Genomic DNA, 18,903 nt, shown 5'->3' on the forward strand with positions numbered 1-18,903 from the left:
GCTCATTGCGCATTCTTTGCTGATCAACCCCACGCCTCAGACGAAGGTAACAGCTCATCGCTATAGAGAGCTGAACCATGTCACCAACACATTCAATCCGGCGGCTGTTTGTCAGTCACCTGCTGATCATTGCAGCCTTGAGCAGCGGATGCACAACAACCACTGCCCAGCTCCCCTCTCCGCCCATCAAAGCGGTCACCTCGGTTCCCGACGCTACGCCGGACTTCATTCCCGTTGTACGTTACGGACGCTATACCCTGGTCGAACTGGCTCCCGATGCGGCGCAGCGTGATCTGTTGCTGCAGGTGATCGACGTATCCATACCCGAGCATTCCCGCGCTACCGTGGGTGATGGCTTGCGGCACGCCCTCAAGCGAAGTGGCTACCAGCTCTGCGAAACGGCCCAGTCTGTTATTGAACTCTATTCACTGCCACTGCCCGCTGCGCATCTGCACCTCGGCCCGATGACCTTGCGGGAGGCATTGCTTACATTGGCCGGGCCGTTCTGGGCGCTGTATGTCGATAACCGTACGCGACAAGTGTGCTTCAAACGCACCGATATCGACGCAGGCACTGGCACAGCAAATGGCGACACTCAGGTCGCCGAAGCAGTTAAGCCCCTCCCTCCTACCGGAGGGCAACCATGAACAACACCGCCATCACGTTGAGACACACCTCAACCATGATCATCCGACTCCTGGTCTGGGTGTGGCTGGGTGTACTGACTGCTCTTGCCGTCCTGAACTATCGCGCAACAGCCAATTTGGTCAAACGCGAGCAGGTGGATGCCAGCCTGCAACAGATTCAGGTACTGGAAGGTCGGCTGACAGAGCTGGCCGACAACATACAGGCTCTTGAAGCACGCCCGGTCCCTGCCAGTGCAACAGCCTTACGAAGCATGCAACAAAGTCTGGAAACGCGTATTGCTCAGATGGAGCAAAAGCAAGAAAACTACGCCTCCACACAAGTCGTGCAAACGCTTCGTGATGAGCTGGTGCAACTCAAGTCTCAACAGAAAGCAGCCATTCAAAGCGCCCCAACCACCAGCCGCACCACCAATCCTGCTGCTACCGCGCCCAGGAAAATGCCATTCCCGTTTCGCATCCTGGGTCTGGAGCTGCGCGCAGGACAACGCATGGTATCGATTGCACCGGCCAGTGGAGAACCCGCACCTGAGCAAATCCAGCTTGTATTACCCGATGAAACCGTGAGCCAGTGGCGACTGGAAACCATCGATGGCGACACCGCAATTTTCAGCCGTGCCGGGCAGACACGACGCCTGGCGATCCCCTGATGGAGAAGACCATGAAACGTCTGATGACGATCCTCCTCACTGCCACACTGGCCACTCTGACAATGTCCGCGATGGCACAGCCCTCCACCACGATGCAATCCCGTATCGTACCGACCCAGGTCGAACAGCACCGGGACGAACGTCTGGCGCAGGATTGGGGCTTGAACACTGACGAATGGTTGCGCTATCGCGAACTCATGGAGGGGCCCCTCGGCACCTACTCACCCAACCTCGACCCACTATCAGCATTGGGCATCGAGGCCCGCAGTGACGACGAGCGACAACGCTATGCCGAACTACAAGTACAGGCAGAAGCACGTCGTGTTGAAAAACTGCTGGCCTATCAGCGAGCGTACGACGAAGCCTGGCAAAGACAGAATCCCGACATGCTGCGGGTAAATTTGCCTGATGCCGGACTCAACAAAAACACGGTAACCGGAAACGGACGCACGGCGGTGTTCGTCAAGGAGAATTGCCAGCCATGCGCCCAACTTGTGCAGCGCTTACAGACCTCCGGCACGCCCTTCGACCTGTATATGGTCGGTTCACGCCAGGACGATGTACGCATCCGGGATTGGGCCAGACGCGCACAGATTGACCCAGAGCAGGTACGCAATAGCACCATCACACTGAACCACGACGCAGGTCGCTGGTTGTCTCTTGGGCTGTCCGGAGACCTGCCCGCCAGTGTCAGACAGGTAAATGGTCAATGGCAGCGTCAGCCCTGACATCCATGCAACGAAGGTGGACGTTGCTGGTAAGCATACTGATGGCTGGCCTGGCTCAGGCCCAGGAGATCCCCCCACCGGCCTACCAGTTGGCAGCTCAACGCGCGGGTGTTCCCTCTGTCGTCCTTTATGCAGTGGCGTTGCAGGAAAGTGGTGTGCGCCGTGCAGAACGTATCGTGCCGTGGCCGTGGTCGCTGAATGTGGCAGGCCAGTCTCGCCGATACACCAGCCAGGCTCAGGCCTGTGCAGGAGTACACCAGGCCCTGCAAGACGTACCACTTACCCGCATTGACGTGGGCCTGGGACAGATCAATCTCGGTTGGCAAAAGCACCGCTACCGCCAGCCCTGCGACTTACTCGATCCGTACAACAACCTGACGATCGCGGCACAGATCCTCAAGGAGCAGCATATCCCCGGCGAAGACTGGCTGCTGGCAATGGGTCGCTACCACCGACCTGCTGGCGGTGCGCCTGCGGCACGCTACCGGCGCAGTGTGTCGCAACACCTTCAACGTGTATTGGGGCCGCAGCAAACTGTCCCCACCACTCTCAGCAAGGAAACCACCCCATGACGATCCACATCAAGACGGCATACGGCCTGTTCCTAACACTGACCACCGTACCGCCGTTGATTCACGCAGCCCAGCCGCCGATTGTGGTGGAAAACCACGGCGGGGCCTCTGCTCTGCCGTACTACGAGGCGCTCAACCTTCAGGTACGCTCACCCGATACTCCACGCCCTCCCATTGTCATGCCGCCGATACAGGTAAACCCAGCAACCGAAGCAGACATGCTGCCAGTACGCAGCCCGAAGCTCTCCCCTGGCACCGTAGCACGCCGGGTCATCGATGCACCGGGCCTGCAACCGTTCTTTCTGGTCGGCGACGATGAGGCATCCCATGCGTGGCTGCAGCGCCAAAGCGTATTACTTCACGAACGAGGTGCCATCGGCCTGGTGGTCAACGTCGAGACCGAAGACGGCCTGGCACGCCTGCGTGCTATCGCACCAGGTCTGCAGTTTGCGCCAGTGGCGGCCGATGACCTGGCTGAGCGACTTGGCCTGCGGCATTACCCCGCGCTCATCACCAGCACGGGCATTGAGCAATAACACAATGGCACAGTCTCAGCCGGTCGAGGTACTGCTGCGTCCCCCCGTAGAACTCTATACCGTTGCGGTTTGTGCCGGAGCTGCATTGCTGTGCCTGACTGCTCCATGGTCTCTCGCGCTGAGTCCGGACATAGGCATCGGCAGCGCACTGGCCTTCGGAGTTTTTGGCACACTGCGCTGGCGCGATGCACAGGTGATCCTGCGCTACCGACGCAGTATCCGTCGCCTGCCGCGTTACGTGATGACCAGCCGCGACGTGCCAGTCAGCCAACAACGCTTGTTCATTGGCAAAGGGTTTCGTTGGGAGCAGAAACACACTCACCGGTTGATGCAAACCTACCGGCCTGAGTTCAGGCGTTATGTAGAGCCAACATCCACCTACCAGTTGGCCCGACGTCTGGAGGAGCGGCTGGAGCTCGCACCATTCCCATTATCGCAACTGCCCCGTCTTACGACCTGGGATATACCGCTCAATCCGGTACGGCCATTACCGCCCGTTGGCGGCTTACCGCGTCTGCATGGTATTGAGCCTGACGAGGTGGACGTCAGCCTGCCCTTGGGTGAGCGTGTCGGCCACTCCCTGGTACTGGGCACCACGCGCGTAGGCAAAACGCGGCTGGCTGAATTATTCATCACCCAGGATATTCGTCGAAAGAATCACCTGGGCGAGCACGAAGTGGTCATTGTTTTCGACCCTAAAGGCGATGCGGATCTGCTCAAAAGAATGTTCGTCGAGGCCAGACGTGCAGGCAGAGAGAATGCGTTCTACGTGTTTCATCTGGGGTGGCCGGAGATCAGTGCCCGTTACAACGCGGTGGGGCGTTTTGGTCGTATCAGCGAAGTCGCGACCCGCATCGCAGGGCAGCTTTCCGGAGAGGGTAACTCTGCTGCATTCAGAGAATTTGCCTGGAGATTCGTCAATGTGATTGCACGCGCATTGATCGAACTGGGGCAACGACCTGACTACCTGCTGATTCAGCGCCATGTCATCAATATCGATGCGTTGTTCATCGAGTACGCCCAACACTACTTCGCCCGCACAGAACCGAAAGCCTGGGAGGTCATCGTCCAGATTGAAGCCAAGCTCAACGAGAAGAACATTCCCAGGAACATGATCGGCCGCGAAAAGCGCGTGGTCGCCCTTGAACAATATCTTAGCCAGGCCCGTAACTACGACCCAGTACTGGACGGACTGAAATCAGCGGTTCGCTACGACAAAACCTATTTCGACAAGATCGTCGCCAGCCTGCTACCTCTGCTTGAAAAACTCACCAGTGGCAAAATCGCCCAGTTGCTGGCACCGAACTACTCGGATCTGAGTGACCCCAGGCCGATTTTCGACTGGATGCAGATCATCAGGAAACGCGCAGTCGTCTACGTCGGACTCGATGCGCTCTCCGATGCCGAAGTCGCCGCTGCGGTGGGCAACTCGATGTTCAGCGATATGGTCTCTGTGGCCGGACACATCTATAAATTCGGCATCGACGATGGCCTGCCCGGTGCATCGGCTGACACCAAAGTACCAATCAATGTTCATGCCGATGAATTCAATGAACTCATGGGAGACGAATTCATCCCGATGATCAACAAAGGCGGCGGTGCTGGCATCCAGGTCACCGCTTACACTCAAACACTGAGCGATATTGAAGCCCGCATCGGCAATCGCGCCAAAGCCGGTCAAGTCGTCGGCAATTTCAACAACCTGTTCATGCTGCGCGTGCGCGAGACAGCCACCTCCGAGCTGCTCACAAAACAGTTGCCCAAGGTGGAGGTCTACACGACGACCGTGGTCAGCGGCGCGACAGACAGCTCCGACATCCACGCCAAAACCGACTTCACCAGCAACACACAGGATCGCATCAGCATGTCGAGCATGCCGATGATTGAACCGTCCCATGTGGTTCAACTTCCGAAGGGACAGTGCTTCGCGCTGCTTCAAGGCGGAAACCTGTGGAAAGTCCGCATGCCCCTGCCTGCCCCCGATCCAGATGAAATCATGCCGACGGATCTTCAGCAATTGGCAGGCTACATGCGTCAAAGCTACACCGATACGGGTCAATGGTGGCAGAACCAGGGATCGCCCACGCTGCAGGAGCACGCTCTACCGCCTGAATTGCTCGATGAAGATGTCGACAGTCTTACCGACCAGAGTAAAGCGCCATGAGCGATCCAGCGGCTACGGCGCAACATCAGCAAACACGCCGACAAAGCCTGCTGGCGAGTGTCATTACCTTGCCATTCAGGTTAGTGGGAGTGCTGATTGGCTCATTGCTGATTTCAATCATCGTGGAATGCGCAGGTATGCATCTTTTCTGGAAAGACCAGGGCTGGCAACACTCGCAGGCGATGCTGCAGTACGAATTGGGACACCTGTCGAATAGCTTTACCCGCAGCGTCATCGTGCAGGAGCCGGGCCGCACGGCACACCAGATCGTCGATACCGGCTATAGATGGATGTTCGTTAAGACCGGACTGCTTGAGCGCATGCAGCAGACCGCCGAGCGTGCGCGTGCTCCCAGCCAGACATTCACACGTGACTTCAGCTACTTCATGAGCCAAGTCTATGTGTGGTCAGAAAATTATCTGATCGCCGCAGCTTTCACCGTACTGACGTTCATGGTGCGCTTGCTGGTACTGGTACTGACATTGCCGCTCGTTGTCATGGCTGTGTTTGTGGGCCTGGTTGATGGCCTGGTGCGGCGCGATGTACGCAAGTTTGGAGCGGGTCGGGAATCAGGCTTTATTTATCACAGGGCAAAGGCCGCGTTACTGCCGCTGGCTTTGCTGCCCTGGGTAACCTATCTGGCGCTGCCGATATCAGTGCATCCACTGATGATTCTGCTGCCCGGAGTTGCATTGTTGGGCGTCGCGGTGGCTCTGACGGCGAGTAGCTTTAAGAAATATTTGTGAGGACGGCAAAAGAACCAGTGCAGGTGCTATCGCAACGAAAAATACCTTATTCGTCTTAAATTAAGACTACTCGATCAACCCTCGTTGCGAACGTGTAATACGTCCTGCCCCTCAATAGACAAGCCCCTACGTCCAACCGGACAAACACGACACAGCAAACGGCAGAGCCAAGCCAGCCAAAAGGGTTTGGCTGGCAATTATTCCGGCCATAAGTGGGGCATCCCCTCCAAGTTGGCGCGCCATGATGTATGACGAAGAGGCAGTGGGTAGCGCCTGAAAGAGCAAGGCAGCCACAGCGGCCGGTCCTTGCAGGTCCAAAGCATAGCAAGCTCCCAGAGTTGCCAGTGGCATGAGAACAAACTTTGCCAGGGATGAAAGCAACACTGGACGCACCCATTTTCGAACCGAGGAGAAGTCCAAGGCTGCCCCGACGCACAGCAAGCCCAGAGGCAGGGAAGCCTGCCCCAATGCTTTAAGAACAGGTTCAATGCCACTCGGCAGCCCCCAGCCTGTTACCTGCAGGATGATACCAATGAGGCACGCTGCCACCAGGGGATTGCTCATGAGTTGCTGTATTATGCTTTTCACAGAAAAGAAACCACGATTGCAGTAGCGCGCAAAAACGAGCACACACAGAATATTGACCGTTGGCACAATCGCCGCATTGGCGACCGCTGCCAGCGCGATCCCCTGGGATCCGAACAGCCCTGCTGCGACCGATACGCCCACATAGTTATTGAATCGCACTCCTCCTTGGAACACGGAAGTGAAAGCGGGGTCAGTCACTGGCAGCCACCGGCGAAAAATCACTATAAGACTTGCCACGGCCACGGTCGACAGCACCAGGGAGCCCACCATTGTCAGCACAGGCAATCCAGACAGGTCCGCCGTCGCCAATCCATGAAGAAAGAGTGAGGGTAATAAGATGTAGTAACCCAGTCGCTCTGCCTGCGGCCAAAACGTTTCCGCGATGAATTCATACCGCCGAACTCCTGCCCCAAGAGTAATCAGTAGGGCAATCGGTACCAAAGCCAGCAACATGGAGGCAATCATTTCATTTCCGATTCGTCAAGGAAACGCCCACTGCGGACAATGCGCCACCGATCAGCATGGAAATGAGAATTGGCTCCTGAAGCAATCCAGCCGATAACAACACGCCGAAGGCAGGAACGAGATTGGTGAATACTGCAGCCCTTGATGGGCCTACCGCCTTGATTCCCTGGTAATACCAAATAAACGCGACCACCGTTCCCACTGCACCGAGGTAAAAGATAGAGGCCCAAACAGACCAACCTAGGGAAAGCCATTGAATCGAGCTCATTTCTTTTACTGAGGCCATAAGAAGGAAAAATAACCCCCACAAGGTGGCATAGGTTGTTGCGGCAACGGGCGAAAGAGACTCCATCGCCTTTCGTGAAATTAATGTATAGGCAGCCCAGCTTAGTACGGCACATGACATGAGCATTTCCCCGATCCCAAATGACTGACTGATGTCGTGTAAAGCGCCTAGAAAGTCGCCCCGCGTAATCACTATCATTGCCCCAGCCAAAGCTATACCGATACCAAGCCATCTCTTCGCCCCAAGACGCTCTCTGAATATAAAACTGGCAGCAATAGCAGTCACAATTGGATTTAGGCTAACAAACAATGCGGTTCGCCCAGCGGGAATCTGTGCCAAGGCACCAAAGAAAAAAACGCTGTATAGAAATATTCCTGTCAACCCCAGCGCCGCTGTCGTAAGCATTTGGGAACGATTCAGGCGGGGCAATCCACCTTCTAACTTTAATGACAGCAGAAGCAGCAGCACAGCGGCAACAAGGAAACGACAGAAAGCCGCTGTCATAAGAGGCATAGACAGGGCCAGCACCCGACCCGCTATGAAAGTCCCCCCCCAGAAAAATGCAACCAAGGTCAACTTGGCCCCCAACATGGGACTTAAGGAGGGCCGCTCTGCAGTCGGCGAAGTAGTGGCTGTTGAAGTAGTCATAGGAGAATCCGTAGTTTATTGTCTTGTCGCTGGTCTCAAATTCTATTACTCATTTAATATAATAGTAAAATGAGTAATAACTCATGACAAAATAGGATTATTAATGACCTTCACTCAACTGGAAATATTTGCCCTTGTGGCGAAACTTGGCAGTTTCACGGCAGCCGCAGGGGAACTGGGTATCAGTCAGTCGGCGGTTTCCCATGCTATCAAAAATTTGGAAAAAGAATGGGGTCTGACATTGCTTACACGAGGACAGGCAACTATCGAAGTCACCACCGTAGGCCAAGGTATTCTAGTCAGAGCACGGGAGATTCTTAGTATTTCAGAAGCCATGCACCAAGAGATATCCGCTATTCGAGGAGTCAATCAGGGCATACTAAGAATCGGCTCACTTGGCATATCATCATCATTGCAGTTGCTTCCTAAAATTCTCCAAAAATTCAATGAAATTTACCCAGGAATTGACGTTCTGGTAGAAGAAGGAACAGATAGCGAAGTTAATCAATGGATAACCGAGCGGCATGTGGACATAGGTTTTGTTGTTCTGCCCAGTGACCACTTTGATACTATTTCACTGGTGGAGGATCAGTTTGTGGCGTTGGTACCTACTGATCATACGCTGGCTAAGCGCCAGGCCATTCACTTATCAGACCTATGCAAAATACCATTTATCATGACCCTTGCTGGCAGTGGGAGATATGTCGAGGAAATTTTCTCCGCAGGAAACTTTCACCCAATGATCAAGCACAAATACTCCCAAATAATCACTATTGTAAAAATGGTGGAAAGTGGCGCGGGTGTTTCAATCGTTGCAGACCTTGCCGTTCCAGCTCAGATTATGGCCTTATGCCCTGGAGTAGTAAAACGTCCGCTAACCCCTAAAGCAAGAAGGTTCATTGGCTTGGCTGTTCCCAACAAAAATCAGGCAAGCCCGGCAACAAATGCCTTTTTGAAAGTAGCAAAATCTATTTTGAGATAATAAAAAAGAAACCCAGAACTTCTACCCCCTATTTACTAAGGAAGTTAATGCTGGCCGCAGGAGCTACTCAATTGAGACGCTACACTACATTTCTGTTTATCAAGAAAATCTACCACTGCATTAGTTATGCTCCCACTCGTGAGCATGGCAGAAACCTGCAGATCCCCCACAATGGCAGTCCAACAAAGAACGTCGAACCATCATACATGTCTCTCCTGCTGGTTGCCCCCTGACTTGACCCAACCTTATTAAATCACTAGTGATAATCGACACGTCACAAGCGACAGGTTACTAGCACGGCGATATACCTATCAACTGCGTGCCTGAGAATAGTTCATCATCGTCTCTGATATAACACTCTCTCTGGTCATTAACGTTCAAAAAATACGTACATGTTACAGCCAGGGACGTCTACATGAGATAGACGAAATATCTACCTAAAGATCAAAACTTGTGAGATCTGGATTGTTACTGCTTTTTCCATCAATCTGGATACTATCCAGTTCCCATTGTTTGCAGACCTGCTCCCCTTACATCGCCACGATCACCCCATTGTTGATCTAACGAGGATATCGCGCGATGGCACTACTAACCCGTCTCTGCGCGGTGCGTTTCGGCGCACCGTTGCTACTCACTGCCCTATTAGTGAACCTCCCACTGACAGCCCATGCAGACACACCAACACAACGCCAGGATCTGGTTGCTGCACTAAGGCAACTCGACGCACTGGAACGCCTCGTCGTGCAGAGTGTATCCAGAACATCCGCAGAACCAAGAGAACGCTATCACTTCGACTACCCAAGGCTACGCGCTGATCTTACTCGCATACGCATCGGTATCCAGGCTCATCTCACGCCATCCCGTGCCCAGCCGCGCGATCCTACAGAGCTGAACGGTAACTACCGCCAGGAATCGACAGCAAAACACAGTGGCACCTTCCCGAAGGACCAGCCATGACTGCCGCACAGATCAGCGCCTTCCAGGCAAACAGCAGTGTTACACCTGCAGCCATGTCCACTGTCCTCGTCGGCATCGTATTCGCGGTGCTGCTGCTATGGGGAGCGTGGGCCATCCGCACCGCCTACGTAGGCTGGGCCGAGAACCAGCTCAACCAGCGTCAGTTTCTCGGTGTCATCGTGCGCTTTCTCGCGATGTACCTCGTACTGACGTTTTCCCTCCTCTCGTAACCAGAAAGGATCAACCCCATGAAATACCACCACTCTCCCACTCGCCTCGTTCAGCGCGCAGCTCTCGCTTTGAGCCTGACCACCCTGCCTACACTGTCATTCGCACAGGGATTGCCGCAACTGGAAAACCCGTCTCGTGGCACAGGTGGCGGCATCATGGAAACCATCCGCAACTATGGCTACGACATCGTGCTGCTGGTGGCGCTTCTGGTGGTTGCCAGCATGTTCATCGGCGTGTGCTATCACGCGTACGGCACCTACGCCGAGATCCACAACGGCAAAAAAACCTGGGGCCAGTTCGGCCTGACGGTTGCGGTTGGGGCGGTGCTGCTCGTGATCGGTATCTGGCTGCTCACCGAAGCCACCGGCATTTTGTAAGAGGGGCTGGACATGTCAGCACATCCTCATATCCGAGCAGACGGCACCGTCACGTTCCTGCCGCATCGGCTCAATCGGCATCCGGTGGTGGTGCGCGGCCTGACGGCCGATGAATTGTGGATCTGTTGTGGCCTGTCCGGTAGCGCCGGGTTGCTCATCGGCATCCCGCTGTCCTGGCTATTTTCGACCATCGCTCTGGCACCAACCTGCATTATGCTGGGCATCGCCTGCGGCGTATTCGTCGGTGGCGGCTTCCTGCGACGACAGAAACGCGGTCGACCCGACACCTGGTTGTACCGCCAGTTGCAATGGCACATCACGACCCGCTATCCGCTGCTCACTGACTGGGTCGGTGGGCACCGACTCATCACACACTCGGGTTTTTGGTCAAACCGGAGGGCGATACGATGAGCCGATTCAAGAACGAAGTCACGCATCTACAAGCGCACATCAAGACCCTTCGCATCGGTGCCAGCGCATTACTGCTAGTGACACTGGTCATGGGGGCCGGTTGGTGGAGCGCACCGCGCGATCTGACGATCCATGTCCCCCCTGATCTGCGTTCGGGAAGTTCCCGGGCCTGGTGGGAAGTGCCCCCCGAATCGGTCTACGCCTTCACCTTCTATGTGTTCCAGCAACTCAACCGCTGGCCGACTAACGGAGAAGAGGACTACACGCGCAACCTCCATGCGTTATCACCGTATTTCACCCCGGCATGCCGTGCCTTTTTGCAGGCAGATTACGACTATCGCCGCAGCACGGGCGAACTGCGGCAACGTGTACGCGGCGTCTACGAAATTCCCGGTCGCGGCTATGGCGATAACCCTACAGCACGGGTACGCGTGATCTCTGACCGCGATTGGGTCGTCACACTCGACCTCAGCGCCGACGAGTACCACGGCCCGGAGCAGGTCAAACGCGCTCTGGTGCGCTATCCAGTGAAAGTCACGCGTGCAGATATCGATCCAGCCCGTAACCCGTTCGGCCTCATGCTGGACTGCTATGACGGTGCCCCGCAGCGCATCGCAGCCCCGGCACAGGAAGCCCCCAGTCGTGGCGGCCTGGGCATACAAGGAGAAACCCCATGAAACATCGTCGTCTCTGTCTCATCTGGCTGGGGTTGATGGCCTTGGTACAGGCTCCTGCGCTCCATGCCGTGGAAATCCTGCGCTGGGAGCGGCTGCCACTTGCCGTGCCACTTTATGTTGGGCAGGAACGCATTGTGTTCGTAGATCGCAATGTCCGTGTCGGCGTCCCGGCCAGCATCGGCGACCGTCTGCGTGTACAGAGCGCAGGTGGAGCCATCTACCTGCGTGCCAGCGAGCCTATCGAACCCACCCGATTGCAGTTGCAGGACGCAGACAGCGGTGCACTGATCCTGCTCGACATTGCGGCCACTACTGCCAAAGACGGCGAGTCAGTACTTGAGCCGATACGCATCGTTGAGGGTAATGCCACCCCACCCCGCTATGGTCAGCCGCCAGACAACGCAACCCCCGCCCCCACGGCAGACCAGGCCAGGCCGGCGCAACGTGAAACACCTGTGGCCGTGGTACTCACACGTTACGCCGCACAAAGCCTGTACGCACCATTACGCACCCTAGAGCCTGTACCCGGCATAATGCGTATCAGCCTGCGCCGCGACCTGCCACTGGATACGCTGCTGCCGACACTGCCTGTACAGGCAAAAGCGCTGGCCTCATGGCGATTGGAAGATCAGTGGGTCACTGCCGTGCGACTCACACATACAGGCAATGGCTGGATTGAACTCGATCCCCGCGAACTGCAAGGTGATTTCCTCACCGCCACTTTCCAGCATACGGCACTCGGCCCACGCGGCTCCCCCGAAGACACCACGGTGCTGTATCTGGTTACCCGTAAGCACGGACTGCCGCAGTCGCTACTGCCCGCCATCCAACGCTTTGATCCTGCCATGCACGTGCCTGCCACCACACCCCCGACAACGGAGGTACATCATGCGCAGTAATGGTCTGTTGAAATGGCTGATGATCCCCGTCGCACTGCTGGTCCTGTTCGTTGGCATCCGCCTGTTCTCTGGTGGCGGCACACAGTCCTCTGCCACGGCAGAGACGGGCAGCCAGCTCACCCCGGAGGAAATGAAGGCGCTGGGCATCGAAGGGGACACACCACGCGATACTGTCGCGACGCTGGTGGCCCAGGTTCGGCAACTGCGCACTGAGCTACAAACCGCCACCACCGACAACCGGGCACAACGAGAAGAAAACCAGCGTCTGCGTCAACGTGAAAGTGCCATTGACCAGCGTATCAGTACCACACTGGAATCCGAGCGGGCCAGCCTTCGCCGCGACCAGGAGCAACTCAACAACGAGCGCCAACAAACTGAGGGTCTGCTGGCAGATTTGCAACGGCGGCAGGACAGTATCGGCAACGCCGGTCACGGCGACCTGCCAGTCGGCCTTGGCCTGCGAGACGGGGATGCTGAAGGATTCAGCGACGAGGCCACGATCCGCTGGGTAGAGCCTGATGATGCCAGACAGACTGATGGCCGTCATGGCAACGCTGCGCTGAACTTTCCGACACGTTTCGGGCCCGCCCAGAAGACGCTGGACACCACGGTCGAAAGCGTCACCAGTACCCGCACAAACGCGACCAGAGCCAACCCCGCCAGGGCCGTTTACACCGTCCCAACCAATTCAACACTGATGGGTTCAGTCGCGATGACAGCCTTGATTGGCCGCGTACCGATCGACGGCACCGTCAATGACCCTTACCCTTTCAAAGTCTTGGTCGGCCCCGACAATCTGACGGCCAACGGCATCGATATCCCTGATGTGGCTGGCGCTGTGTTCAGTGGCACCGCGTCCGGCGACTGGACGCTCTCGTGCGTCAGGGGACAGGTACGCTCAATCACCTTCGTTTTCCACGACGGCACCATCCGCACCATTCCGCAAGACAGCGAACGCAGTAATCAGCAAAGCAATGACCAGAACGGTCTCGGGTGGATCAGTGATCCCTACGGTATCCCGTGCGTGTCCGGCGAGCGCCGCAGCAATGCCCAGCAGTATCTCGGTACACAGGCTTTGATCACCGCAGCAGGCGCAGGCGCGGCATCCCTCATCGATTCGGACAGCGGTCAGATGTCCTACGCCGGTGCCGACGGCTCCATCGGCACCGTGGGCATCAGCAGCAACGAGGCTGTGGGCCGCATTCTTGCCGGCGGCGTACGTGACATGTCTGACTGGGTCAACAAACTCTATGGCCAGGCCTTCGCAGCAGTCTATGTGAAGCCAGGCGCACACGTCGCCGTTCACCTCGAAAAACCGCTCGCCATTGACTACGACACCGAAGGCCGCAAGGTCGACCATCGTACTGGAGAAAGCCATGCGTTCGAACTGGACTAAACCGCTGGCAATCATGCTATCCGTGAGCGTATTGACCGGCTGCGCCACGAGCAAGGAAGACGTGTTACCCCATGGGGGTCGAACCATGCAGGACATCTGGCAGCAAGAGAGCGGCAATGGAGGTCGAGTGGGACAGATGGCCTATCGCCAACTGCTCGATGCCCGTCAGAGCTTGCGCCGTCCACTCAGCCATGCGGATAGGCAAGCTGCTCCTGCAGAACAGGCACACTACACGCGTACCGCCGCCAATGAAGTACGCAGCCAGTTCCAGCGACTGCCCAACCCCGACCTGCTGATGTACGTGTTCCCGCATCTGGCGGGGACAGACCCGGTTCCTGTACCGGGTTACACCACCATCTTCCCCCTCTACCAGCGTGTGCAATACGCGATGCCGGGCGAACGTACGGAGGACTACTGATGGTCTGGTCGTTTCCCTGGCGCAAACCCACAGTGCCGACCAAAGGCGAACAGCCGGACGGCTGGCAGCGCCACATCGATACACTACAGCAGGCAGGCATTCCCGAACCCGGTGCCAGCGTAAGGGGGAGCCGTCCCGCCACCCAGGCCGATGAGCAGGCCTTGTACGAGGTGGCCCCGTCGTTTGTCGCGTTGCTGCCCTGGGTTGAATATTTGCCCGAATCACAAAGTATGCTGCTGGAGGATGGTGTCTCAGTCGCCGCCTTCTTTGAACTGACCCCGCTGGGTACAGAAGGCCGTGAGCCGGTCTGGCTGGCCCAGGCACGGGATGCGCTGGAAAACGCGCTGCAGGACAGCTTCGACGAGCTCGACGACAATCCCTGGGTACTGCAACTCTACGCTCAGGACGAGACCAACTTTGATCAGTATCTGCAGACCCTCAAGGGCTACATCCAGCCGCGTGCGCAGCGCTCACGCTTTACCGAATTCTATCTGCATTCGATGGCCCATCACCTGCGCGCAGTAGCAAAGCAGGGAGGCCTGTTCGAGGATACGACGGTCACGCGCCTGCCCTGGCGAGGGCAAACTCGACGGGTACGCATGGTCGTCTATCGCCGCACCGCAGGCAGCACGACGCGACGTGGTCTGATGCCCGAACAGGCTTTGAATGTGGTTTGTGATCGCCTGAACGGTGGTCTGGCCAACGCAGGCATCCGCGCACAGCGTCTGGATGCATCGCACATCCACAACTGGCTGCTGCGCTGGTTCAACCCACATCCCACGCTGCTGGGCCCCAGCGCCGAAGACCGCGAACGCTTCTACCAATTGACCGCCTACCCGGACACCCACGACCTCGACGAAATCGAGCTGGCCTCCGGGTGCGATTTCAGCCAGAGGCTGTTCTTCGGCCAGCCACGTTCAGATACGGCCCGGGGCGAGTGGCACTTTGACGGCATGCCGCATCGGGTGATGACGACCGACCGCCTGCGCACACCGCCCAGTGTGGGTCATATGACAGGCGAGAATCGCAAAGGCGACGCCATCAACACCTTATTCGACCAGATGCCGGAAGACACGATGATGTGCCTGACACTGGTTGCCACACCACAGGACGTACTCGAAACACACCTGAATCATCTGGCAAAGAAAGCCGTTGGCGAAACGCTGGCCTCCGAACAAACCCTGGCGGATGTGCAAGAGGCACGCTCACTGATCGGCAGCGCCCACAAACTATACCGTGCCAGCCTGGCCTTTTACCTTCGTGGCAAGGATGAAGAAGAACTCGACAGCCGGGGACTGCAACTGGCCAACGTGATGCTGGGCGCAGGCCTGCAGCCGGTACGCGAAGAGGACGAGGTCGCGCCGCTCAACACCTATCTGCGCTGGCTGCCGTGTATGTACAACCCAGCCCAGGACCGCAAACAGTGGTACACACAACTGATGTTCGCCCAGCATGTGGCCAACCTCTCACCGACCTGGGGACGTAGCCGGGGTACAGGTCACCCGGGGATCACTGTCTTCAATCGTGGAGGCGGCCTGATCACGTTTGACCCCTTCAACCGCCTGGATCGGCAGATGAATGCGCACCTTTTCCTGTTCGGCCCTACGGGGTCGGGCAAGAGCGCCACCCTCAACAACCTGCTCAATCAGGTCACCGCCATCTATCGTCCACGGATCTTCATTGTGGAGGCTGGCAATTCCTTCGGACTGTTCTGCGAGTTCGCCCGGCGTTTAGGGCTGACTGTCAACCGTGTCAAGCTCGCTCCAGGTGCTGGCGTCAGTCTCGCACCGTTCGCCGATGCCCGCAGACTCATCGAAACCCCCAGTGATGTACAAACACTCGATGCCGATGAACTCGATGACGAGCCACAGAGCAAGGAAACCGAGGCCGACGAACAGCGTGATGTGCTGGGCGAGCTGGAGATCACCGCACGTTTAATGATCACGGGGGGTGAAGACAAGGAAGAAGCCCGCATGACCCGCGCCGATCGCTCGTTGATCCGCCAATGCATTCTGGACGCCGCTCAGCGCTGCGTCGCTGCCAACCGTACCGTGCTGACCCGTGACGTGCGCGATGCGCTACGTGAACGGGGTCATGACACCACGTTGCCAGAAATCCGGCGTGCCCGTTTGCTGGAGATGGCCGACGCCATGGATATGTTCTGCCAGGGCAGCGATGGTGAAATGTTCGACCGCGACGGCACCCCCTGGCCCGAGGCCGACATCACCCTGGTCGACCTGGCAACCTATGCACGCGAAGGCTACAACGCACAACTGTCGATCGCCTATATCTCGCTGATCAATACCGTCAACAACATCGCCGAGCGCGATCAGTTCCTGGGCCGCCCTATCCTCAACGTGACAGACGAAGGCCATATCATCACCAAAAACCCCTTGCTCTCGCCCTACGTCGTGAAGGTCACGAAAATGTGGCGCAAACTTGGGGCATGGTTCTGGCTCGCAACGCAGAACATCGACGATCTGCCAAAGGCCGCAGAACCGATGCTCAACATGATCGAGTGGTGGATTTGCCTGTCGATGCCGCCCGACGAAGTCGAGAAAATCGCACGATTCAGGGAACTGACACCCGCGCAGAAAGCGCTGATGCTGTCCGCACGCAAAGAATCCGGCAAATTCACCGAAGGCGTCATCCTCTCTAAGAACCTGGAAGTGCTCTTCCGTGCCGTACCGCCCAGTCTCTATCTCGCCCTGGCGCAGACCGAGCCCGAGGAAAAAGCCGAACGCTACCAACTGATGCAGCAGTTCGGGATTGGGGAGTTGGATGCGGCGTTCAAAGTGGCCGAAATGATTGATCATGCGCGTGGTATCACGCCCATGGCGCAAAGGTAATCAGCGGGGCTGATTGATCTGCCGCTCCAGGCGGGTCAACCGTTCAACAATGTCATCAAACGACAGGATCTCACCATAGAACATCCGGGCGTTCAGCATCGCCTGATAATCCTGTCTCAACGCATCAAGCAGCGCCACATCTGGGATCAGCCTCAGTTCTCCTGTCAGACAGCGATCGTAATGGCTGAAACTGCTGCGAAAGAAGGTTTCTTTGATGTTCAGCACATCCTGCAACAGCGGGATATCATCCAAAGCCTGACGACCGATATCATGGTCAGCAAGCCGCGCCAGATCGTACCAATGCCGCGACAGCCGTTCAGCACTGCCACGCAGTTCCGGGCGGTTGCATTCAACATGAATGAGCGTGGCCTTCTCCCAAAAGGTACGCATCGGCGACAGTACGGCAACTTGCGCCGTTGGAAATACCAAGCCCGGCACATAGGCGGCAACGTCCGGCACGATGGTCAGCACATCCCGGGGAAAGGTCGCATTTCTGCCGCCGAACTCGATCAACACACTGGGCCGCAGATAGGGATCGGTGTTCTCCACCGCACTGGGGTAATAGAGCCTGAGCTCTTCTGCATTATCACTGATTTCAATCGTGATTTCGTGATTTGGAAGGCTCTGTCGCAATGCCGCACGCAGTGCTGGCACCAGTTCCCCGTTGACATGCGCAGCCAAGGTATCCCTGAGCGTGTCAGACAGTTTGCGACGCTTGTTTCCGGACAGTGTGGCCAGCTCGGGCACATCCGACACCAGACTTTGATAATCAATGGTGACATCAATATCTTCGGAGAAACGCTCGATAGCCTGATACACCTTCGACAGAGACGTCCCTCCTTTGAAGGCCATCGGCTTGCAGCAGGGTAACGCAAAGAGTACGCCCAGTATCTGGCACAACCAGATGTCTTTTTCCAGAATTTCAGCGCGACGCCCCAGTCCCGGAGCCAGACCATTCAATAGCTCGGCCTGCTCAACGGGCGTCAAATCAAAATAGGATACAACTGACGTATCAGACATACTTTTCCTCGCTGCGTTCATAGCCACTCAATGCGTCCAGCATCCATGCAGGCATCGACGCCTTGGCAGAACACAGGGCCTGAAATTCAGCAGGTGCCAACTTTTGTGCGATCCGTCGAAAGGTACCAGACGTGACCTGATGACGCCCCAGATACCAGAGCGCCGACAGCGCCTGACCTGCGGGTCGACCGGCCAATACCAGTTTGCGTGAGGCGACATGTTGCAATCGGACCGTCATTTTTCCTAGCCGGACTGCCCGGGACGAACCACTGGTATAGAACACCGCCTGCGCAGGCATCTGCGTAGAGAAGCCAAAACGCCGTGCGGCCTCGGCACCATGGATCTCAATCGTCGCCCCTTCCGCATCAGCCAGTGTATGTGCTATCTGCTCAGGTGCGGGCAACGTCTTGATGCCAAAGCGACCCACTTTGGGTACGACATACAAACCATGGCCGAGGCGCTCAATACTGCCAGCCTTGTTAAGCCGCATCAGCGCCTGATCAATAGCCGCACGCGACCCCAACCCGGCAAAAAGAGCAGGCGTGAAAGGCTCGCCTGCCAACTGGGCAGCGATACGTTCTCGAATGGCTTGGGATGTATTCATGACAGCCTCCTTTTGTTAGATATTCTATAAAAAAATCTAACACGTCGCAATGCTG

At 56.8% G+C, this 18,903-nt stretch carries 21 protein-coding genes; 17 read left to right on the top strand and 4 right to left on the bottom strand.

All coding sequences use genetic code 11. The annotated features are described in order from the left end of the window. Positions 1-77: 77 nt before the first annotated feature. From pilL2 to NXT09_RS05365, 7 genes are read left to right on the top strand one after another with little or no spacing between them, the layout of a single operon-like run. Positions 78-647: a PFGI-1 class ICE element type IV pilus protein PilL2 gene (gene pilL2, locus NXT09_RS05335; RefSeq protein ID WP_039498883.1), complete on the top strand. Its 570-nt coding sequence runs from the start codon at positions 78-80 to the stop codon at positions 645-647. Next, entirely contained in the window at positions 644-1,294 is a 651-nt protein-coding gene (locus tag NXT09_RS05340) for a hypothetical protein (RefSeq protein WP_039498892.1), read from the top strand. The genes pilL2 and NXT09_RS05340 overlap by 4 nt, the downstream gene beginning before the upstream one ends. Before the next feature lie 11 nt (positions 1,295-1,305). Further along, the gene (locus NXT09_RS05345; RefSeq protein ID WP_039498894.1) at positions 1,306-2,022 is read left to right on the top strand and encodes a TIGR03759 family integrating conjugative element protein; all 717 of its coding nucleotides are present in this window, start codon (positions 1,306-1,308) and stop codon (positions 2,020-2,022) included. Further along, positions 2,004-2,594, top strand: coding sequence for a transglycosylase SLT domain-containing protein (locus NXT09_RS05350; protein ID WP_039325579.1), 591 nt, complete (start codon positions 2,004-2,006; stop codon positions 2,592-2,594). The genes NXT09_RS05345 and NXT09_RS05350 overlap by 19 nt, the downstream gene beginning before the upstream one ends. After that, positions 2,591-3,130 carry an integrating conjugative element protein gene (locus NXT09_RS05355; protein ID WP_039498896.1) on the top strand — a complete coding sequence of 180 codons (540 nt, stop codon included), beginning with the start codon at positions 2,591-2,593 and terminating at the stop codon, positions 3,128-3,130. Before NXT09_RS05350 ends, NXT09_RS05355 begins: the two co-directional genes overlap by 4 nt. 4 nt (positions 3,131-3,134) lie before the next feature. Continuing rightward, positions 3,135-5,294 carry a type IV conjugative transfer system coupling protein TraD gene (gene traD / locus NXT09_RS05360; protein WP_039498897.1) on the top strand — a complete coding sequence of 720 codons (2,160 nt, stop codon included), beginning with the start codon at positions 3,135-3,137 and terminating at the stop codon, positions 5,292-5,294. After that, positions 5,291-6,040: a TIGR03747 family integrating conjugative element membrane protein gene (locus tag NXT09_RS05365; protein ID WP_039498898.1), complete on the top strand. Its 750-nt coding sequence runs from the start codon at positions 5,291-5,293 to the stop codon at positions 6,038-6,040. Before traD ends, NXT09_RS05365 begins: the two co-directional genes overlap by 4 nt. A 126-nt stretch (positions 6,041-6,166) precedes the next feature. On the opposite strand, the gene NXT09_RS05370 is transcribed toward NXT09_RS05365, so the two are convergent. After that, entirely contained in the window at positions 6,167-7,093 is a 927-nt protein-coding gene (locus tag NXT09_RS05370; protein WP_039498900.1) for an AEC family transporter, read from the bottom strand. Between the two features lies 1 nt (position 7,094). Continuing rightward, positions 7,095-7,955, bottom strand: a complete 861-nt coding sequence (locus tag NXT09_RS05375) for a DMT family transporter (RefSeq protein WP_239458450.1) — start codon at positions 7,953-7,955, stop codon at positions 7,095-7,097. Between the two features lie 175 nt (positions 7,956-8,130). Between NXT09_RS05375 and NXT09_RS05380 the strand changes: the two genes are divergently transcribed. The 10 genes from NXT09_RS05380 to NXT09_RS05425 all read left to right on the top strand — a co-directional run bounded on the left by NXT09_RS05380 (position 8,131) and on the right by NXT09_RS05425 (position 17,224). Further along, positions 8,131-9,009, top strand: a complete 879-nt coding sequence (locus NXT09_RS05380) for a LysR family transcriptional regulator (protein WP_039498902.1) — start codon at positions 8,131-8,133, stop codon at positions 9,007-9,009. 579 nt (positions 9,010-9,588) lie between these two features. After that, entirely contained in the window at positions 9,589-9,966 is a 378-nt protein-coding gene (locus NXT09_RS05385) for an integrative conjugative element protein, RAQPRD family (protein WP_039503362.1), read from the top strand. After that, entirely contained in the window at positions 9,963-10,196 is a 234-nt protein-coding gene (locus NXT09_RS05390; protein ID WP_039503363.1) for a TIGR03758 family integrating conjugative element protein, read from the top strand. Before NXT09_RS05385 ends, NXT09_RS05390 begins: the two co-directional genes overlap by 4 nt. Before the next feature lie 18 nt (positions 10,197-10,214). After that, the gene (locus NXT09_RS05395; RefSeq protein ID WP_039503364.1) at positions 10,215-10,574 is read left to right on the top strand and encodes a TIGR03745 family integrating conjugative element membrane protein; all 360 of its coding nucleotides are present in this window, start codon (positions 10,215-10,217) and stop codon (positions 10,572-10,574) included. A gap of 12 nt (positions 10,575-10,586) precedes the next feature. Then, the gene (locus NXT09_RS05400) at positions 10,587-10,985 is read left to right on the top strand and encodes a TIGR03750 family conjugal transfer protein (RefSeq protein WP_039503365.1); all 399 of its coding nucleotides are present in this window, start codon (positions 10,587-10,589) and stop codon (positions 10,983-10,985) included. Next, positions 10,982-11,662 (top strand): PFL_4703 family integrating conjugative element protein, encoded by a 681-nt coding sequence (locus NXT09_RS05405; RefSeq protein ID WP_039503367.1) that lies wholly within the window; start codon positions 10,982-10,984, stop codon positions 11,660-11,662. The genes NXT09_RS05400 and NXT09_RS05405 overlap by 4 nt, the downstream gene beginning before the upstream one ends. Beyond that, complete coding sequence (locus NXT09_RS05410) at positions 11,659-12,561, top strand: TIGR03749 family integrating conjugative element protein (protein WP_039503368.1); 903 nt, start codon at positions 11,659-11,661, stop codon at positions 12,559-12,561. Before NXT09_RS05405 ends, NXT09_RS05410 begins: the two co-directional genes overlap by 4 nt. Beyond that, entirely contained in the window at positions 12,551-13,957 is a 1,407-nt protein-coding gene (locus tag NXT09_RS05415; protein ID WP_039503369.1) for a TIGR03752 family integrating conjugative element protein, read from the top strand. The genes NXT09_RS05410 and NXT09_RS05415 overlap by 11 nt, the downstream gene beginning before the upstream one ends. After that, on the top strand, positions 13,938-14,375 hold the full coding sequence (locus NXT09_RS05420; protein ID WP_039503370.1) for a TIGR03751 family conjugal transfer lipoprotein: 438 nt from the start codon (positions 13,938-13,940) through the stop codon (positions 14,373-14,375). Before NXT09_RS05415 ends, NXT09_RS05420 begins: the two co-directional genes overlap by 20 nt. Continuing rightward, on the top strand, positions 14,375-17,224 hold the full coding sequence (locus tag NXT09_RS05425; RefSeq protein WP_039503372.1) for a conjugative transfer ATPase: 2,850 nt from the start codon (positions 14,375-14,377) through the stop codon (positions 17,222-17,224). Before NXT09_RS05420 ends, NXT09_RS05425 begins: the two co-directional genes overlap by 1 nt. On the opposite strand, the gene NXT09_RS05430 is transcribed toward NXT09_RS05425, so the two are convergent. Together NXT09_RS05430 and NXT09_RS05435 are read right to left on the bottom strand one after the other, a co-directional pair. Further along, positions 17,225-18,244: a nucleotidyl transferase AbiEii/AbiGii toxin family protein gene (locus NXT09_RS05430; RefSeq protein WP_039503376.1), complete on the bottom strand. Its 1,020-nt coding sequence runs from the start codon at positions 18,242-18,244 to the stop codon at positions 17,225-17,227. After that, positions 18,237-18,848 carry a DUF6088 family protein gene (locus tag NXT09_RS05435; RefSeq protein WP_039503377.1) on the bottom strand — a complete coding sequence of 204 codons (612 nt, stop codon included), beginning with the start codon at positions 18,846-18,848 and terminating at the stop codon, positions 18,237-18,239. Before NXT09_RS05435 ends, NXT09_RS05430 begins: the two co-directional genes overlap by 8 nt. Between the last annotated feature and the right edge of the window lie 55 nt (positions 18,849-18,903).

This window comes from Pectobacterium jejuense (assembly GCF_026800125.1).
In the GTDB taxonomy this organism is placed as follows: domain Bacteria; phylum Pseudomonadota; class Gammaproteobacteria; order Enterobacterales; family Enterobacteriaceae; genus Pectobacterium; species Pectobacterium jejuense.

Coding starts and splice junctions, on each gene's coding strand:
- pilL2 (WP_039498883.1), top strand. CDS start 78: ATGTCACCAACACATTCAATCCGGCGGCTGTTTGTCAGTCACCTGCTG.
- NXT09_RS05340 (WP_039498892.1), top strand. CDS start 644: ATGAACAACACCGCCATCACGTTGAGACACACCTCAACCATGATCATC.
- NXT09_RS05345 (WP_039498894.1), top strand. CDS start 1,306: ATGAAACGTCTGATGACGATCCTCCTCACTGCCACACTGGCCACTCTG.
- NXT09_RS05350 (WP_039325579.1), top strand. CDS start 2,004: ATGGCAGCGTCAGCCCTGACATCCATGCAACGAAGGTGGACGTTGCTG.
- NXT09_RS05355 (WP_039498896.1), top strand. CDS start 2,591: ATGACGATCCACATCAAGACGGCATACGGCCTGTTCCTAACACTGACC.
- traD (WP_039498897.1), top strand. CDS start 3,135: ATGGCACAGTCTCAGCCGGTCGAGGTACTGCTGCGTCCCCCCGTAGAA.
- NXT09_RS05365 (WP_039498898.1), top strand. CDS start 5,291: ATGAGCGATCCAGCGGCTACGGCGCAACATCAGCAAACACGCCGACAA.
- NXT09_RS05370 (WP_039498900.1), bottom strand. CDS start 7,093: ATGATTGCCTCCATGTTGCTGGCTTTGGTACCGATTGCCCTACTGATT.
- NXT09_RS05380 (WP_039498902.1), top strand. CDS start 8,131: ATGACCTTCACTCAACTGGAAATATTTGCCCTTGTGGCGAAACTTGGC.
- NXT09_RS05385 (WP_039503362.1), top strand. CDS start 9,589: ATGGCACTACTAACCCGTCTCTGCGCGGTGCGTTTCGGCGCACCGTTG.
- NXT09_RS05390 (WP_039503363.1), top strand. CDS start 9,963: ATGACTGCCGCACAGATCAGCGCCTTCCAGGCAAACAGCAGTGTTACA.
- NXT09_RS05395 (WP_039503364.1), top strand. CDS start 10,215: ATGAAATACCACCACTCTCCCACTCGCCTCGTTCAGCGCGCAGCTCTC.
- NXT09_RS05400 (WP_039503365.1), top strand. CDS start 10,587: ATGTCAGCACATCCTCATATCCGAGCAGACGGCACCGTCACGTTCCTG.
- NXT09_RS05405 (WP_039503367.1), top strand. CDS start 10,982: ATGAGCCGATTCAAGAACGAAGTCACGCATCTACAAGCGCACATCAAG.
- NXT09_RS05410 (WP_039503368.1), top strand. CDS start 11,659: ATGAAACATCGTCGTCTCTGTCTCATCTGGCTGGGGTTGATGGCCTTG.
- NXT09_RS05415 (WP_039503369.1), top strand. CDS start 12,551: ATGCGCAGTAATGGTCTGTTGAAATGGCTGATGATCCCCGTCGCACTG.
- NXT09_RS05420 (WP_039503370.1), top strand. CDS start 13,938: ATGCGTTCGAACTGGACTAAACCGCTGGCAATCATGCTATCCGTGAGC.
- NXT09_RS05425 (WP_039503372.1), top strand. CDS start 14,375: ATGGTCTGGTCGTTTCCCTGGCGCAAACCCACAGTGCCGACCAAAGGC.
- NXT09_RS05430 (WP_039503376.1), bottom strand. CDS start 18,244: ATGTCTGATACGTCAGTTGTATCCTATTTTGATTTGACGCCCGTTGAG.
- NXT09_RS05435 (WP_039503377.1), bottom strand. CDS start 18,848: ATGAATACATCCCAAGCCATTCGAGAACGTATCGCTGCCCAGTTGGCA.